The 17,023-nt window shown below is 42.0% G+C and carries 14 protein-coding genes; 13 read left to right on the top strand and 1 reads right to left on the bottom strand.

Annotated features, from left to right (window positions below):
- The first annotated feature begins 46 nt into the window (after positions 1-46).
- The 7 genes from rplT (at position 47) to ACJV2T_RS02185 (ending at position 7,719) form a co-directional block, all read left to right on the top strand.
- Positions 47-430 (top strand): 50S ribosomal protein L20, encoded by a 384-nt coding sequence (gene rplT / locus ACJV2T_RS02155; RefSeq protein ID WP_004105106.1) that lies wholly within the window; start codon positions 47-49, stop codon positions 428-430.
- Between the two features lie 94 nt (positions 431-524).
- Positions 525-1,484 (top strand): site-specific tyrosine recombinase XerD, encoded by a 960-nt coding sequence (gene xerD, locus ACJV2T_RS02160; protein ID WP_419399000.1) that lies wholly within the window; start codon positions 525-527, stop codon positions 1,482-1,484.
- A gap of 48 nt (positions 1,485-1,532) precedes the next feature.
- A complete protein-coding gene (locus ACJV2T_RS02165) occupies positions 1,533-2,372 on the top strand; it encodes a ParA family protein (protein WP_004110398.1) in 840 nt (279 codons plus the stop codon).
- Positions 2,373-3,093: 721 nt separating this feature from the next.
- A complete protein-coding gene (gene typA / locus ACJV2T_RS02170; protein ID WP_064621387.1) occupies positions 3,094-5,019 on the top strand; it encodes a translational GTPase TypA in 1,926 nt (641 codons plus the stop codon).
- Positions 4,964-5,470 carry an alcohol dehydrogenase gene (locus ACJV2T_RS02175; protein ID WP_419399001.1) on the top strand — a complete coding sequence of 169 codons (507 nt, stop codon included), beginning with the start codon at positions 4,964-4,966 and terminating at the stop codon, positions 5,468-5,470. The genes typA and ACJV2T_RS02175 overlap by 56 nt, the downstream gene beginning before the upstream one ends.
- A gap of 147 nt (positions 5,471-5,617) precedes the next feature.
- Positions 5,618-6,613, top strand: coding sequence for a prephenate dehydratase domain-containing protein (locus tag ACJV2T_RS02180; RefSeq protein ID WP_419399002.1), 996 nt, complete (start codon positions 5,618-5,620; stop codon positions 6,611-6,613).
- Positions 6,607-7,719, top strand: coding sequence for a prephenate dehydrogenase (locus ACJV2T_RS02185; protein ID WP_419399003.1), 1,113 nt, complete (start codon positions 6,607-6,609; stop codon positions 7,717-7,719). Before ACJV2T_RS02180 ends, ACJV2T_RS02185 begins: the two co-directional genes overlap by 7 nt.
- 542 nt (positions 7,720-8,261) lie before the next feature.
- Here ACJV2T_RS02185 and ACJV2T_RS02190 read toward each other — a convergent pair.
- Positions 8,262-8,552, bottom strand: coding sequence for a DUF6725 family protein (locus ACJV2T_RS02190; RefSeq protein WP_419399004.1), 291 nt, complete (start codon positions 8,550-8,552; stop codon positions 8,262-8,264).
- Between the two features lie 85 nt (positions 8,553-8,637).
- On the opposite strand from ACJV2T_RS02190, the gene ACJV2T_RS02195 reads away from it, so the two are divergent.
- From ACJV2T_RS02195 to ACJV2T_RS02220, 6 genes are all read left to right on the top strand, one after another.
- On the top strand, positions 8,638-9,606 hold the full coding sequence (locus tag ACJV2T_RS02195; protein WP_415683428.1) for a tyrosine recombinase XerC: 969 nt from the start codon (positions 8,638-8,640) through the stop codon (positions 9,604-9,606).
- A gap of 386 nt (positions 9,607-9,992) precedes the next feature.
- Entirely contained in the window at positions 9,993-11,621 is a 1,629-nt protein-coding gene (locus ACJV2T_RS02200; protein WP_419399005.1) for a peptide ABC transporter substrate-binding protein, read from the top strand.
- 203 nt (positions 11,622-11,824) lie between these two features.
- On the top strand, positions 11,825-12,751 hold the full coding sequence (locus ACJV2T_RS02205; RefSeq protein WP_415683430.1) for an ABC transporter permease: 927 nt from the start codon (positions 11,825-11,827) through the stop codon (positions 12,749-12,751).
- A gap of 12 nt (positions 12,752-12,763) precedes the next feature.
- The gene (locus ACJV2T_RS02210; protein ID WP_419399006.1) at positions 12,764-13,756 is read left to right on the top strand and encodes an ABC transporter permease; all 993 of its coding nucleotides are present in this window, start codon (positions 12,764-12,766) and stop codon (positions 13,754-13,756) included.
- A 25-nt stretch (positions 13,757-13,781) separates the two neighbouring features.
- A complete protein-coding gene (locus ACJV2T_RS02215) occupies positions 13,782-15,806 on the top strand; it encodes a dipeptide ABC transporter ATP-binding protein (protein WP_419399007.1) in 2,025 nt (674 codons plus the stop codon).
- A 179-nt stretch (positions 15,807-15,985) separates the two neighbouring features.
- A complete protein-coding gene (locus ACJV2T_RS02220) occupies positions 15,986-16,852 on the top strand; it encodes an exodeoxyribonuclease III (protein WP_415686972.1) in 867 nt (288 codons plus the stop codon).
- Positions 16,853-17,023: the final 171 nt, after the last annotated feature.

Consider the following 17,023-nt stretch of genomic DNA (forward strand, 5'->3'; position numbering starts at 1 on the left):
AAACGAATACGCAATCGAAAATTTTTAAGAAAGCTGAGGAATACTTATGGCACGAGTAAAGCGCGCAGTAAACGCTCACAAGAAGCGTCGCGTTGTTCTTGAGAGGGCTTCTGGCTACCGCGGTCAGCGCTCCCGTCTTTATCGCAAGGCAAAGGAACAGCTGCTCCACTCATTTACTTATAACTTCCGCGACCGCAAGGCTCGCAAGGGTGATTTCCGCAAGTTGTGGATTCAGCGCATTAACGCAGCAGTTCGCGCTGAAGGCATCACTTACAATCGCTTCATTCAGGGCTTGCACTTGGCAGGCATCGAATTGGATCGTCGCGCTCTTGCTGAGCTCGCAGTTTCCGATATTGAAGCTTTCAAGGCTGTTGTCGAAGCTGCTAAGGCTGCATTGCCAGCTGATGTAAACGCTCCAGTTGAAGCCTGATTTTGCTTTAATAGAGTTTTATTTTAAGCCCACCAATTTAGGTGGGCTTTTTCTTTTAAATCAACAAATTTACTTATTAGCTATAATTGTTTTTATGCGCTCAAATCTTGATTCTGACAATAAGAAAAATAATATTCCTGAAGAGTTTGCACTTTATATTCAACGCTTTATTGCGCATATTGATATTGAGCGTGGTCTTTCTAAAAAAACAGTATCTGCGTACGCTTCAGATTTGCAAGATTACACATGCTGGCTTTACGACGAACGAAAAATAAAAGATATTACTACTATTTCTCAACTAGATATTGAATCATACATTCGAACTTTGAATGAATTAGGGTTGGGGACTAGAACAGTTGCGCGTCGACTTGCGAGTATTCACGAATGGCATCGCTTTATGCTTGCTCATGGCGACATACAAGCTGACGTTTCAGCGCAAGTAAAAGCTCCAAAACAAGCCGAGTATTTGCCGGATGTTTTAAGTATTGAAGAAGTAAATAGAGTTATTGAAGCTGCAGGGAATTTTGGAAGTTCCGATGCTATTTCGATTAGAGATACTGCGCTTCTCGAGTTTTTATACGCTACTGGAGCGCGAATTTCGGAAGCAGTTGGCGTAAAATTTGAAGATATTGATTTAAACGAGTCTGTTGTAAAACTTACTGGTAAAGGCTCTAAGCAGCGTTTAGTTCCGATTGGTGGGTGTGCTGTTCGTGCTCTTCGTAACTATATGGAGAAATCTCGCCCAGAATTAGCGTTAAAGGGTAAACGTGAATTGCACACAATCTTCTTAAATAAGAGAGGTAATGCACTTTCTCGCCAATCAGCATGGGGAATAGTAACGCAAGCTGGCGAGCGCGCAAAACTTGACAAACCATTGCATCCGCATACGTTGCGGCATTCTCTTGCAACGCATCTTATTGCAGGTGGCGCTGATGTGCGCACAGTTCAAGAGTTGCTTGGACATGCTTCAGTTACAACAACTCAAATTTATACGCATATTAGTCCCGACGCATTAGTTGAAGCTTACGTAATGAGCCATCCTCGAGCTAAATAATTTTATGCTCAGAGTTTCGTGAGTATACCTGTTGATAAAGTGGGGAACATGCCTACTGATTTACTTGGACGCGAATACGAGACTTTTCATGCGCCAGAGCCGTTAACTTCACACGGTCCTGCTCGCATTATTGCAATGTGCAACCAGAAAGGTGGAGTTGGTAAAACTACAAGCTCCATTAATATTGCTGGCGCACTAAGTCAGTATGGTCGTCGCGTTTTGATTGTTGATTTCGATCCGCAAGGTGCAGCAACAGTTGGACTTGGAATTAACGCAAATGCGCTTGATAATACAGTTTATACGGCATTATTTGATTCGTCTGTAGACGTTCACGATGTAATTCGTCATACTGAAACAGAAAATATTGATATTATTCCTGCAAATATTGATTTATCTGCAGCTGAAGTTCAGTTAGTAACCGAAGTAGGACGAGAGCAGATATTAGCAGGCGTATTGCGCAAAGTGCGCGACGAATACGATGTTATTATAGTCGATTGCCAGCCTTCTCTCGGCTTGCTTACTGTAAATGCGTTAACAGCAGCTGATGGCGTGATTATTCCACTTGCTGCAGAATTCTTTGCTCTTCGAGGCGTTGCTCTTCTTATGCAATCAATTGAGAAGGTACAGTCTCGTATTAATCCAAATCTTAAAGTATTTGGAGTTCTTGTCACTATGTATACTCGCACGCTTCATAGTGAGGAAGTGTTGCAGCGCATTTATGAAGCTTTCCAAGATCGCGTTTTGCACTCTGTGATTTCGCGTTCTATTAAACTGCCAGATTCTACTGTTGCTGCAGTTCCTATCACTATTTTTGCTCCTGAACACAAGACTGCAAAAGAGTATCGCGAAGTTGCGCGTGAGCTTATTGCTAAAGGTGTTGTTGCTTAAGTTTTTACGGCTTGATTTGCGCGAGTTTTGGGGGATTTCTTTATTTGCGATTTTATTTTACGCAAAGGTGAGTGATAGGAATTACTTGTCTCGCAGCGCTCCGCTCGTGTTTACTGTTGCGCGAGTTTTGGGGGATTTCTTTCCTCGCACGTCCCGTCCTTCAGTCGCTTTGGCTGTTAAAGACTCTCATGCATACTTTGTTCTCTACGAACGTTGCTCCATCAGTCCTCTTTTAGTGCTCGTAAAGAAATCCCCCAAACTCTGCGTGCTAGCCCCTAATAACCGTGTCTATCGCAGAGATTTTTCGATTTTTCTTCTTCGCTTGGCGAATCAGCAGCCTGCGGCTCTGACGTTCGCCGCGCTCAGTGCGAAAAATCTCAAATCTCTACCACACGAATATCCCTGAAATTAAAGTCGCGCAAATAAGCTGCGGGTGGGTGCGTGGTTTGTAGATTTATTTGTTCTGGTCTCGGCGGAGCATGATTGTTAATGTTCAGTAATCGACGGTAGTCATAGTCAGCAATACGATTGCAAAGCTTCTTATTCAGTGTGTTATTTGTAAAACTGTCTGCGCTCGCTAGTAAAATCGGTGCGGTTTGGCAGTTTACCTATTTGGGTGCTTGTCAATAATGTATATAGCTGCTGTTTTAGCTGATATTTATAGCTTAAGCGGTTGCATGTTAATAATTACTTAAACGCGAAGAAATGGAAGAGGTTTGTGATGACTGTTCGCGGTGATATTCGAAATGTGGCAATTGTGGCGCACGTAGACCACGGTAAGACCACTCTGGTAAACGCCATGCTTCAGCAGTCGCACGTATTTTCTGAGCGCGAAGAAGTTCCAGATCGCGTTATGGATTCCAATGATTTGGAACGCGAAAAGGGCATTACTATTCTTGCTAAGAACACTGCCGTTCAGTACACAGGTCCATTAGCTGAAAAGTATGGCCATCCAGAAGGTATCACTATTAACGTTATTGATACTCCAGGTCACGCTGATTTCGGTGGTGAGGTCGAGCGTGGTATCTCTATGGTTGATGGCGTTGTTTTGTTGGTTGACGCTTCTGAAGGTCCTCTTCCACAGACTCGCTTTGTGCTTCGTAAAGCTTTGGAAGCTAAGCTTCCTGTTATTTTGTGCGTAAATAAGGTAGATCGTCCAGATGCTCGTATTGAAGAAGTTGTTGGCGAATCTACAGATTTGCTTCTTGGCTTGGCTCAGGATGTTGTCGAGGAAGGTATTGACCTCGATCTCGACGCTTTGCTTGATTTGCCAGTGATTTATTGCGCTGCTAAAGCTGGTTATGCTTCTGTTAATCAGCCTGAAAATGGTGGTTTGCCAGATAACGATAATTTGGAGCCATTGTTTGATTCTATTATTTCGAACATTCCAGCTCCTGAATACGAAGAAGGCGCTCCTCTTCAGGCGCATGTTGCAAACATTGATTCCTCTGACTTCTTGGGTCGTCTCGGTTTAGTGCGAATTTACAACGGAACTTTGGAAAAGGGCAAGACTTACGGTCTTTCTCGCGTCGACGGTTCCATTGAAAACTTCCGTGTTTCTGAGCTTCTTCGCACTCAAGGTTTGGAGCGCACTCCTGTAGCTTCTGCAGGTCCTGGCGACATTGTTGCTGTTGCTGGCGTAAACGACATTATGATTGGCGAAACTATCGTTGACCAAAACGATCCAAAGCCGCTTCCATTAATTCATGTCGACGATCCTGCAATTTCTATGACTTTCGGAGTAAACGATTCTCCTCTTGCTGGAACTGAAGGCAAGGATCATAAGCTTACTGCTCGTATGATTAAGGATCGTTTGGATCGCGAGCTTATTGGTAACGTTTCTATTAAGGTTATTCCAACTGAGCGTCCAGATGCTTGGGAAGTTCAAGGTCGTGGCGAGCTTGCTTTGGCTGTGCTAGCTGAGCAGATGCGTCGCGAAGGCTACGAGCTTACAGTTGGTCGTCCTCAGGTTGTTACCAAGACTATTGATGGTCAAATTAATGAGCCTATGGAAAGCACTACGATTGACGTCCCAGAAGAGTACATGGGTACCGTCACTCAGCTTATGGCTGATCGCAAGGGTCGCATGGATTCTATGAGCAACCACGGTTCTGGTTGGGTTCGTTTGCAATTTACTGTTCCTTCGCGTGGCCTTATCGGTTTCCGCACTGCTTTGCTTTCTGCTACTCGCGGAACTGGTATTGCAAGCTCTATTTCCGCCGGTTATGCTCCATGGGCTGGTCAGATTGTGACTCGTCAGAATGGTTCCATGGTTTGCGACCGTAAGGGTGTTGCAACTCCTTATGCTATGCAGCGTTTGCAAGCTCGTGGCGTCTTCTTCGTTGACCCACAAAGCCCGGTTTACGAAGGACAAATCGTTGGTATTAACAACAAACCAGACGAGTTGGATGTAAATATTACGCTTGCTAAGCACATGACTAACATGCGTTCTTCAACTGCTGACGTGCTTGAAACTTTAACTCCACCAATCAAGATGAGCTTGGAAGAGTCTCTTGACTTCGCTAACGAAGATGAGTGCGTGGAAGTTACGCCTGAAGCAATTCGCGTGCGCAAAATTATTTTGAGCCGAGATGAGTGGTACAAGTGGCGTGCTAAGCAGCGTCGTCAAAACAACAACGCTGCGTGATAATCGCAATATACCAATTAGTAATGAAACGTTAGGTTTTATTATGTCGTCGAAACCGTGGTCGCATCGCTTGCCTTCTTGGGGCAGGTATGCGACCACGTGTGTTTCTGCAGTAATATGCGCGTTGATTGGTACTTTTGCTCATCGCTGCGGTTCAATGGATAACATTCCTTACGGATTCGTATTATCTATGCTTTTGCTGTTTTTGTCTGCTTGGTGTGCAAGATCTCGTAGTGGTTGGAGTGGATTACTTATTCACGCAATAGTTTTCTCCGCGTTTGCTTGGATTCTCGCATTAGGTTTTATTGGCAGTGCAATTCTAGTACCTGTTGGTTTCACAATACCGTTGCCATGGTGTTCGCAATATGTGGGATATTTGTGGCTTTACGGCGTTCTTGTTGCTCACGTAGTTTTGCTTTGTATGCCTCAGCGTTGGTTTGTTGTTGAATAGTAAAATAAGTGAAGAATTTGCAATAATTTAAGCGCGACTTCGCTGTGAATTTTGCATACAAAGAAGTATTAATCAGTATTAAGTAGTATTTTTTACAGTAGTCTTGCTTACAATATTCTTAACTGCAACAGTTTTTAAGGAATACTTATGAATAGTAGTAACAGTAAGTTCTCACGTAAATTATGCTATTTAGGGCCGGAAGGTTCTTTTACTCACCAAGCAGCTTTAAAAGTTCAACAGCAGTTACAATCATTTGATAATTTGCAACTTATTCCAACTGCTTGCGAGAATGTTCTTAGTATTGCTAGTGAAATTGAAGAGAATCATCATTGGGGTGTTATTGCGTGGGAAAACAATATTGAAGGCGTTGTAATACCTAATTTAGATTTACTAATTGATGCAAAGAATATGGTTGGTATTGCTCGCGTTGGCGTCGATATTAGTTTTGATGCTGTTGTTTGCAAATCAGATTCAATCTATAACTGTTCTACTATTGTTGCTCACCCGCACGCGTTAGCACAATGCCGTAAGTTTGCTCAAGAACGCGGATTGAAAGAAAAAACTGCGTCTTCAAATGCTGCTGCTTGTAGGGATTTAGTTCCTGGCGAAGTTGCTTTATGCCCTAGAATTTGTGCTGATTTATACAATAGGCAGATTGTGAGCGAAGGCGTTGAAGATTTTTCTGGCGCGCGCACTGAGTTTTTAGTGCTAGCTCCTCGAGATGAGGCTTTAAATTTTGTTAATACTCAGCGCGAAAATTTTTCATCTTTTTCATCAATTATCGCGTTTATTCCGCGTTGCACAGGTGCTGGCGTGTTGGCAAATTTGCTTGATGTTGTGCGCGATCACGGTCTTAACATGACTTCTTTTATGTCTAGGCCAATTAAAGGTCAAGGCGGTTTATACAGTTTTATTGCCACTGTTGATGCTGCTCCTTGGGATTCTATGTGTAAAGATATGATTCAAGAGGTTGTTGAACATGGCGATTGGGTTCGAGCTTTAGCAGTGTATCCTTCCGATAAGCGCAATAATCCGGTGATGAATGATTGGATGTTGCCTAATGGTGGAGTGTGTGTTGAGCCTTCAGTTGATGCTTTGCGTAATTTGAACGTATTGCGTGCAGAAAGAGAATTATTATGGTAGAAGATGCTGAGTTTTCTCAAAAATTTTCTGTCGGTATTGTAGGTCTTGGTCTTATTGGCGGATCTCTTGCAAAACGACTTGCTAAATTGCCGGAATGTAGAGTGTACGCTTGGAATCGTCATCATGATCCGTACGAAGAAGCTAAAAGTTTAGGAATTACTTGCGTAGAAAAAGTGCAAGATTTAGCAAAACTTCGCCCAAATGTTCTGATTTTGTGCAATGCTTTGTTTGCTATGCCAAGTATTTTGCAGGAAATCGCACCTTATATTGACAAATCTCGCACAACTATCAGCGATGTTGGCAGCGTAAAAACTTTAGTTCGAGAGCAAGTAAAAGACGCAGGTTTGCAAGATTGCTACGTTGGTGCGCATCCGATGGCTGGAAGTGAGTTTACTGGTTGGAAAGCTTCTAGTGATGAGCTTTTAAATGGTGCTTTGTGGGCTTTAACTGTTGATGATTCTACTGAGTTTTGGCGAGTTCGCAATGTTTTGCAAATGATTGTTTCGCTATGCAAGAATCGCGCAATAGTTTTGGATGATGCAACGCACGATAATTCTGCAGCTCTTATTTCTCACATGCCTCACGTTGTTGCAACTGCTCTTGCAAATGTTTTGTGCGAACAACCTAATCGTGCAATCGCTTTGCAACTATCTGCCGGTTCTTGGCGAGATATGACGCGAGTTGCTCTTACGGATCCGCAACGCACGCGCGCTATGGTAAGCGAAAATCGGCATAATACTGCGAAATTATTGCGTTCCGTAATTTCTGAGCTAACTTTTGCTGCAAATATGTTAGATAATGATGTTGAAACCGCGGATGCTTTAGAGCAAGAGTTTTTTGCTAAAGCTCAATCGTGGAGAGAATATAAATACCAGCAGCGCAACTCGTCTAAAACTAGTACGCAACAAAGCGACGATGCGAAGCAAAATGATGATGCCAATAGCAGATTATGGAAGTATGATTCCAGAAGCAATTGGCAGAAAGATTTGCTGGATTCTGCGCGCTTAGGTGAGTCTATTGTTGAACTTTCCGGATCCAATACCGACGAATCTTCGCAACTCTTATTGCGTTCAGATGCTTCTCTACCATACAACTCCCATAAGTAATGCGTAAAATTTAACATCTTATAATATTCGTGTGGTAGAGATTTGAGATTTTTCGCACTGATTGGATGCTTGCCCGTTTATGAAGTTTTGCAGTTGTGCTCTGCAGACGCTGATTCTCTATTGCATAGAGAACGCTAGCACTCATGCTGCTGCACACACCACACCAAACAGACAAACCACGCACCCATCCGCAGCTTAATTGCGCGACTTTAGTTGCACTTAGTAAACCACGCACTTTACGTAACTTTCTGCACGAGTCTATGAGTTTTGTGTTGTTGATTAGCGTGTTGAGAGGCTGGAAAAATTGTGTTCAGTGCTAAAAGAGGACTGAGGAAGCAACATTGTTAAAAGATAGGCGAACACAATAAAATGCTTTAACAGTTAAAGCGACGAAGGACGGGACGCACGCAAACACAAATTTTCCAGCCTCGTCAAAACCAAAAAACTAAACCAGTTACAAAACTCATAGACGATACTAAAGAATATCGAAAATAAAATTGCGAGGAAAGAAATCCCACAAAACTCGCGCCACATCAAACAACTTACACGCTAAGAGGTTTTTGAAATTTGCGTTCTGGGATTGGCTTTAATCGGTAAATAGTTTTGGCATCAATGAACATTTCTTCGGCAGCTCTAGTGCCGTTTGCTGCAGGATCTCGAAGTAAATGAAGCATTACCCCGTCCCACTCGAGTACGTGCCCAATTGCATCATGATACTCGATTTTTTGCGTTCCATCGTTATTGTTTTCTATAATTTTGTATGTTCTTACTACTATGCGCGCGCCTGCAGGTATTTGCTGCGGTAGTGTAGTTGATTTTGTACGTGTGTTCATAAACAAGCTCCTTGTTGTATTATGCATGTGACGGGCGCGTATAGCAAACGTTTTGTTTTGAGCTTTTATGGAAGGTGAGTTAAGTATGAGAAACAATAAATCTGTTTCTGAAAATTTCTTAGCCTTACCTTCTAAATATATGAGTTTAATAGATGATTATATTGATTATGTTCGCGCTAATAAGGGCTTGGGGGAGCGCACGCAGCGAGCTTACAAAAGCGATATTTTGCAATGTTTAGCATGGTGTAATCGGCACGGATTCAATAATATTTCGGATCTTACTACGGATGATTTGCGTTCATGGATGGCTGATGAGTCGAGAAGTCATGCGCGTTCAAGCTTGGCTCGCAAAGTAGTTGCGGTGCGTGGTTTTTTTGCGTGGTGTCAGCATGTTGAATACATAAAAAGTGATCCTGCAGAAATTTTAATGACGCCAAAAATTAAGAATATGCTGCCATCTGTCTTGGATGAATATCAAGCAGAATCATTAATGAATAATGTTGATTCTAAAGCTAATGTTTCATCTTCGTGTACCAAAAATCAGAAAGCTGTAGAACTTCGTAATGCTGCAATTCTGGAGCTTTTATATGCGACTGGTATTCGTGTTGGCGAGCTTACTAGTTTAAATATTCAGGATATTAATTTTTCCTCACACACTATAAAAGTTACTGGTAAGGGAAATAAGCAGCGCGTTGTTCCTTTTGGGGTTCCTGCTTATAAAGCTTTATCTGCTTGGATTTCTAAAGATGGACGAGAAATTTTATTGCGAAATTCTGTTGAAGAAGCAGTATTTCTTGGTGCTCGCGGAAAGCGTATTGATCAGCGTTTGGTAAGGCAGATTGTGCATGACGAGGCTAAAAGTGCGCATGTTCCGGATATATCTCCTCATGCTTTGCGGCATAGTGCTGCTACGCATATGTTGAATGGTGGAGCAGATTTGCGCGAAGTGCAGGAATTATTGGGTCATTCATCGCTTAATACTACTCAGCGTTACACTCATGTTTCTATTGAATCTTTAAAACGTAAGTATTCTCAAGCTTTTCCGCGTGCATGATAGTCAATGTTTTTAGATATTTAATTATTCATGTTTAACATGTTTTTTACATAATAAATATTTTATTTACATTTATGTAATATATATGTACATGTAAAAAACAATAAATTTTACTGTTTGTATAATAAAATTTTCGATATTCATAATTAATTTTAGAATAAAATAATTAATTATTAGGAATATAGAATATTTTTTCTCATTTTTCTTTTGCTATTGCGTTGTTTGTAAAAATATGTATCATTGAATTTTAATCAATGAAGAGGCCTCGTAATTGGCTTGCAAGAATCCATCTGGCAATAAAAACCGGGTGGATTCTTACGTTTTAGCCTGTTCCTGACTTTTTCGTGATATGACAATCCTGCCTACCAGACGTTAGGAGAAAATATATGAAGAATAAGGCTTTAGCTTTTGCTGCTGCTGCCTGCTCGCTGGCAATGTTACTTGGTGGCTGTGGCTCTTCCGCTAAGAATGCAAAAACAAACGGTGGCAAGGTTATTATTACCGTTTCAAATTCTGAGCCGCAGAACGAATTAGTTCCTGGAAACATTAACGAAAACGCTGGCGCTCGTCCTGGCATGTTGATTAATTCCACGTTGGTAACTTTCGATGAAAAGGGTAATCCTGTAAATGAGGATGCTGAAAGCATTACTCCAAATGCTGATGCCACCCAGTACACCGTTAAGGTTAAGAAGGGAAAGAAGTTCAGCGATGGTACTCCTATTACCGCTGAGAGCTTCACTAAAGCTTGGAGCTTCGTTGCTAACGCTAAGAACGCTCAGAAGTGCGCTTCCTTCTTCCAGACTATTAAGGGTTATGAGGATTTGCAGAAGAAAGACACCAAGGGTGACGAGCAGCTTTCTGGTTTGAAGGTTGTTGATAAGAATACTTTTACTGTTGATTTGGAACAGCCAGATTCTGTATTCCCAATTAAGGTTGGTTACTTGGCATTCGCTCCACTTCCAGAATCCTTCTACAAGAATCCAAAGGCTTATGGCGAAAAGCCAGTTTCTTCTGGTCCATACTTGTTCAAGTCTTGGGATCACAACAAGCAGATTGAAGTTGTGAAGAACCCAGATTACGAGGGTCCACGTAAGGCTCAGAATGATGGTGTTACTTTCAAGGTTTACACAGATGGCAACGCTGCATACCGCGACGTTCAGGCTGGAAATCTCGATATGACCGATAACATTCCAGATACGCAAACTAAGACTTTCCAGAAGGATACAACTGTTAAGGCTTACAACCGTCCAGGTTCTGTAATTCAGCAGTTCACTATTTCTTCAAGCCTCCCACACTTCGATGTGAATACTGAAGAGGGTAAGCTTCGTCGTCAAGCTATTTCTATGGCTATAGATCGTAAGGTAATCATAGACAAGATTCTTAATGGCACTGCTTCTCCTGCAAACGAATTTACTTCTCCATTGACTCCAGGCTATAAGGCTGATCTTAAGGGTCATGAGAACACTGAATTTAATGCAAAGAAAGCTAAGGAACTTTGGGCTAAGGCAGATAAGATTTCCAAGTATGATGGATCTCTTACTTTCTCCTACAATGCTGATGGAAACGCAAAGTCCGTGTTCGATGCTGTTGTGAATTCTTTGAAGAACAACTTGGGAATCAAGGCTGAAACTACTCCAATTCCTACATTCCAGGAGTTCCGTAATGCTTGCTCCAAGCGTCAGATTAAGGGTGCATGGCGTTCAGGCTGGATGCCAGATTATCCAAGTGCAGAGAACTACTTGACTCAGCAGTTTGCATCCGTTGCAGCTGATGGCAATGGTTCCAACGATGGTGATTATAAGAATCCAAAGTTTGACGATTTGCTTAAGAAGGCTGCATCTGCTAAGCCAGCAGAAGCTACTAAGCTCTATCAGCAAGCAAACGAAATCCTTCTTGATGAACTTCCATCAATCCCATTGTTCTACTCGAACGCTAAGGCTGTGATGGTTCCAACTTTGAAGGGCTTCACAATGGATTGGCAGAATATGGCACTGTACTATCAGCTTCACAAATAAGTTGGTAATCAATCGAGAAAACAGAATAGCGTTACATGCTCTTTAGAAAATTAGTAAGTAACGCTATTTGATTCCTCTCAATAATTTAATATCGCTTATTGCGAGATTGCTGCTCCAGTTGAAGTAAGATTAAGTAAAGCCACTTTAGCTGGAGCGGCACTTTGTTGTTTTTTGAGTAAGTTTAACAATTCAAGGAGAATTCGATGGGTAAGTACATTCTGCGTCGTATTTTGCAGATGATTCCTGTTGTTCTCGGCACAACATTATTAGTTTATGCTTTAGTATTTGCTTTGCCTGGAGATCCAGTAAAAGCAATGTTTGGCGAGAAACCTGTTAATCCTGCAGTTGCTGCACAAATACGAGCCGAGTATAACTTAGATAAACCATTTATTGTTCAATATTTATTATTCTTAAAGAATGCTCTTACCCTCGATTTTGGTAATACTTTTGCAGGTCAACCAGTTATCGATGAAATTGGTCGTGCATTCCCAGTTACTATTCAACTAGCAATTATGGCATTTGCTTTCGAAGCAATATTTGGTGTCGTATTTGGTATAATTTCAGGTTTGAAGAAAGGCAAGTGGTACGACAGTGTAATTTTGGTTGTATCGCTTCTTCTTATTTCTGTTCCAACATTTGTTACAGGTTTCGTTGGACAGTACTTATTCGGTGTTAAATGGCGCATATTACCAGTTACAGCTAGTAACGATCCTGGATTCTTCGATTTGCTTCTTCCTGCAATGGTTCTTGGTTCTGTGTCTATGGCATATATTATTCGACTTACAAGGTCTGAAATTTCTTCAAATATTGCTCTCGACTATGTGCGTACAGCTCGCGCAAAGGGCTTAAAAGAAAGTTCTGTAATTGTTCGCCATATTTTGCGAAACTCGCTTATTCCTGTTGTTACCTTCTTAGGTCAGGATTTGGGTGCTCTTATGGGCGGCGCAATGATTTCGGAAACAATTTTCAATATTCATGGCATTGGATTCATCACATATCAAGGAATTCTAAAGGGAGAAGGAAACCTTGTTGTTTCCATCGTAACGCTTTTGACATTGATATTCGTATTTAGCAATTTCCTTGTTGATATGTTGTACGCGGCTCTTGATCCGCGCATTCGTTACGCGTGAGGTGAGCAAACTATGGAAGATGATTTGATGAAAAATGATTTGATTGCAAATGATGCTTCGAATTGCAATACATTGCCGGGACAAGAACGCTACGTTGCATCATTAGACGATACTCCTATTCAAGCAGTAGATTCCGTAGACGAATCCGCTGCTGCAACAAGTATGTGGGCAGATACTTGGAGAACTTTGCGCAGAAATCCATTGTTTATTGTTTCTGCAGTTTTGATTATTGCAATTATTTTTGTTGCGTTCTTCCCAAGTACTCTTACAAAGCAAAATCCTAATTATTGTGTTTTGGAACATTCACTTGAGCCAGCTTCATCTGCGCACCCATTTGGTTTGGATATGCAAGGATGCGATATTTACGCTCGAGTTGTTTATGGCACTCGTACATCGTTGAGTGTTGGTTTGCTTGCAACGATTTTGGTTGTACTTGTTGGTTCTTTAATTGGTGCACTAGCAGGATTCTTCGGAGGCTGGGTTGATACTATTCTCAGCCGAATAACTGATATCTTTTTGGCTTTGCCAATGCTTCTTGGTGCAATCGTAGTTTTACAAATGTTCCGCACATCTAAGTCAATTTGGAAAATCGTACTTGTTATGGTGCTTTTTGGATGGGTTGGTGTAGCTCGAATTGCAAGAAGCGCAGTTATGGAATCAAAGAATCTTGAGTTTAATACAGCTTCTACTGCTTTAGGATCTACTCCAACACGTAACCTTTTCAAACATATTATCCCAAACTCTTTGGCTCCAATCATTGTTGTTGGAACAACTTCGCTTGGAACATATATTGTGTTGGAAGCAACATTAAGCTTCCTGGGAATTGGTTTGCCAACTACTACGGTCAGCTGGGGTGGAGATATTTCTACCGCTAGAGATGTTCTTACAACAAACCCAGAAGTCTTGTTCTATCCGTCTATTGCGCTCGCAATTACAGTACTCGCTTTTATTATGATGGGCGACGCTGTTAAGGATGCATTGGATCCAAAGAGCCGCAAGGCGTGAAATCATCGTGAAGGAATAGAAACTCATGAATACTACACGTAAAGATATCGACATTCGCGCCATGCAATTAGAGCAAGGGCCGTTGTTGGAAGTGAAAAATCTTCAGGTAGATTTCACAACAGACTCAAAAAAAGCTGTTCACGCTGTTAGAGATGCTAGCTTCTGTGTTTACCCAGGACAGTGGGTTGCAATCGTAGGTGAATCTGGTTCAGGAAAATCTACTTCTGCAATGGCAGTTCTTGGTTTGCTTCCTGGAACTGGTCATGTTACAGGCGGATCTATTAAGCTCAAAGGTAAAGAAATTAGCAAATTAAAGCCAAAAGAATATGCTGCATTGCGCGGTAATACCATGGGCTTAGTTCCACAAGATCCTATGAGCAACTTGAATCCTGTGTGGCGTATTGGTACACAGGTTAAAGAAGCATTAATCGCAAATGGTGTTGACGTTGATCATGAGAGTCGCTCTTCATTGGCTGAGGCTCTTGCAGGCGATTCTGTTAAAGTCAAAAATAACGATGATGAAACATTCCTTGGCTCTAAAGAATTACCAGAATTGATTGAAGCTACTAAAAATGCTTTGAAAGAAGTTGGACTTGATGAGAATAACAATTCTGAAAAGTTCAATGAAGCCATGGAATACTACAAAAAAGAGTGGGTTCCAGGTTCTGAAACTCGTTGGCGCGTAGCAGACGATTTAATCAAGTATGGTGTGAATGACGACAAAGCTTGGGAAATTGCCAAGAAGTATGTTGTTGGCGCAACTATTGAAGATCGTATTGCTGGTTTGCTTGACGAAGCTGGTTTGCCAGATGCTGCAACTCGAGCTCGTCAGTTCCCGCACGAGTTTTCCGGTGGTATGCGTCAGCGCGCTTTGATTGCTATCGGTTTGGCTTGCCGACCAGACTTGCTTATTGCAGATGAGCCGACTTCCGCTTTGGATGTTACTGTGCAAAAGCGTATTCTTGACCATTTGCACACACTAACTGATTCGCTCGGAACTTCTGTTCTGTTCATTACACACGATTTGGGCCTTGCTGCTGCTCGTGCACAGCACGTTGTTGTTATGTATAAGGGTCGTGTTGTTGAATCTGGTCCATCGTTGGAAGTTTTGCAGCATCCTCAGCATCCGTATACAAAGAGACTTGTTGCTGCTGCTCCATCTTTGGCATCTCAGCGAATCATCTCAGTGAAAGAGCATGGTGGTAATGCTGATAGCCTTCTTGAGCATCATGTAGTAGGTGAGCAAACTCTCGAAAAAAGCGAGCACATTATTACTGTGGATCACTTAACTCGTGAGTTTAAGCTTCCTCGTAAGAAGGAACTATTTAAAGCCGTTGACGACGTTTCGTTCTCAATTAAGCGCGGAACTACTTTGGCAATCGTGGGTGAATCTGGTTCTGGTAAGTCTACTGTTGCAAATATGGTTTTGCGTTTGCTTGATCCAACAAGTGGAACAGTGACTTACGAAGGTAAGAATATTGCTGATTTGAAGGGTGCGGATTTGCTTGACTTCCGCCGTCATGTACAGCCAGTATTCCAGAATCCTTATGGATCTCTTGACCCAATGTATTCTATTTATCGCTCTATTGAGGAGCCGTTGCGCATTCATAAGATTGGCGATAAGAAGAGCAGGCAGAATCGAGTTCGCGAACTTTTGGATATGGTTCAAATGCCTGCTTCTGTTATGACTCGCTTCCCGAATGAGCTTTCAGGCGGTCAGCGTCAGCGCATTGCAATTGCGCGAGCTATGGCATTGAATCCTGACGTAATCGTTTGCGATGAAGCTGTATCTGCTTTGGATGTGCTTGTTCAGGATCAGGTTCTTCGTTTGCTTAACGACTTGCAAGCCGAACGTGGTTTGAGCTATTTGTTCATTACTCACGATTTGGCTGTGGTTCGCCAGATTGCAGACGAAGTTGTTGTTATGCAGCATGGAAAGCTTGTTGAGCACGCTACAACAGACGAAGTATTCGATCATCCACAAATGGAATACACTCGTGACTTGCTCGATGCAATTCCAGGTGGAAATTTGAAGCTTGGCTTAGATTAAATAGTACAAGCTGATAAAAAGGTGCAGGTTTTATAGAATCTGCACCTTTTTTATTTTTCTATTAATTCAGTATTTATTTGTGAGAAATCCATAGATCGTGATCTGTGTTGGTTGTGTGATCTGTGTTGGTTGTTGAGTGACTGTGCTGTTTGTGTTGTGTGCATATTAGAGTTGATTACATGATTACAATTACGACTTCGAATTTAAACGGTATTCGTGCAGCTGAGCGCAAAGGTATGCTTAACTGGTCTGACGCGCATACTCCAGACGTGTGGTGCATGCAAGAAGTGCGCGCTCCGCAGGATGCAATCGACCCAATTATGACAAAAATTGAAATGGGGTATCGTGCGTCTGAAAATATCGCAAATCCTATAGAAAACGATAATTTTACTTATACTAACGAAGTTTGCCGTGTAAAAGGTCGAGCTGGAGTAGCTCTAGTTACGTCTCTTCCTGTAGTTGAAAAACGTTACGGTTTGCCTGGCTTAAGCGAGGATGTTGATTCTGGGCGGTGGATTGAAACTGACGTGCGTACCCCCGAAGGGTATGAAATTACTATTGCTTCTGTGTATGTTCATGCTGGAAATGTGGACGATCCGCAGAAAATGCAACAAAAATTCCGCTTTTTAGACACAATGCTTACTCGCTTGGGGGAGCTTCGAAATATTGCTGCAAATGGCGGAAATCAGGCGATTTTGTGCGGCGATTTTAATATTGCGCATACGCCGTTAGATATTAAAAATGCTAAGGCTAATGAAAAAAGTGCAGGATTCTTGCCAGAGGAACGTGCGTATATTGATCGCTGGATTAACGAGTATGAGTTTGTTGACGTTATGCGCATGCTTGCAGGAGATATTCAAGGACCATACACTTGGTGGAGTCAGCGCGGTAAGGCCTTCGACAATAACGTTGGATGGAGATTAGACTACCAGTTCGCAACTCCTGAGATTGCGGAAAGCGCTCGCGGATTTGTAATTGATCGTGCTGAAAGCTATGATGCGCGATGGTCTGATCACGCACCGTTAAGTATAAAGTATGATGTGTGAAGCGATATGTGTGAATCGTGGATATTAATATGCGCAATATGAAATAGCTAGGCAATCTCACGCGTATCTGCATGTAGCGTATGTGCGAATTTTTCAGTGCTTTGCTTGTGATATTCTAGTGAAGTTGAGCAATTTACAATAAGTAAAAATGCATTGTTGTAGATTTGTTGT

Origin of the sequence: Gardnerella phocaeensis, from assembly GCF_048545075.1 — a bacterium.
Taxonomy (GTDB): domain Bacteria; phylum Actinomycetota; class Actinomycetes; order Actinomycetales; family Bifidobacteriaceae; genus Bifidobacterium; species Bifidobacterium vaginale_J.

Bases quoted from the DNA above. Each gene is read 5' to 3' on its own strand.
- ACJV2T_RS02190 (WP_419399004.1), bottom strand. From the start codon at position 8,552: ATGAACACACGTACAAAATCAACTACACTACCGCAGCAAATACCTGCA.
- xerD (WP_419399000.1), top strand. From the start codon at position 525: ATGCGCTCAAATCTTGATTCTGACAATAAGAAAAATAATATTCCTGAA.
- ACJV2T_RS02175 (WP_419399001.1), top strand. From the start codon at position 4,964: ATGAGTGGTACAAGTGGCGTGCTAAGCAGCGTCGTCAAAACAACAACG.
- ACJV2T_RS02215 (WP_419399007.1), top strand. From the start codon at position 13,782: ATGAATACTACACGTAAAGATATCGACATTCGCGCCATGCAATTAGAG.
- ACJV2T_RS02195 (WP_415683428.1), top strand. From the start codon at position 8,638: ATGAGAAACAATAAATCTGTTTCTGAAAATTTCTTAGCCTTACCTTCT.
- ACJV2T_RS02165 (WP_004110398.1), top strand. From the start codon at position 1,533: ATGCCTACTGATTTACTTGGACGCGAATACGAGACTTTTCATGCGCCA.
- ACJV2T_RS02180 (WP_419399002.1), top strand. From the start codon at position 5,618: ATGAATAGTAGTAACAGTAAGTTCTCACGTAAATTATGCTATTTAGGG.
- ACJV2T_RS02210 (WP_419399006.1), top strand. From the start codon at position 12,764: ATGGAAGATGATTTGATGAAAAATGATTTGATTGCAAATGATGCTTCG.
- typA (WP_064621387.1), top strand. From the start codon at position 3,094: ATGACTGTTCGCGGTGATATTCGAAATGTGGCAATTGTGGCGCACGTA.
- ACJV2T_RS02205 (WP_415683430.1), top strand. From the start codon at position 11,825: ATGGGTAAGTACATTCTGCGTCGTATTTTGCAGATGATTCCTGTTGTT.
- ACJV2T_RS02220 (WP_415686972.1), top strand. From the start codon at position 15,986: ATGATTACAATTACGACTTCGAATTTAAACGGTATTCGTGCAGCTGAG.
- rplT (WP_004105106.1), top strand. From the start codon at position 47: ATGGCACGAGTAAAGCGCGCAGTAAACGCTCACAAGAAGCGTCGCGTT.
- ACJV2T_RS02200 (WP_419399005.1), top strand. From the start codon at position 9,993: ATGAAGAATAAGGCTTTAGCTTTTGCTGCTGCTGCCTGCTCGCTGGCA.
- ACJV2T_RS02185 (WP_419399003.1), top strand. From the start codon at position 6,607: ATGGTAGAAGATGCTGAGTTTTCTCAAAAATTTTCTGTCGGTATTGTA.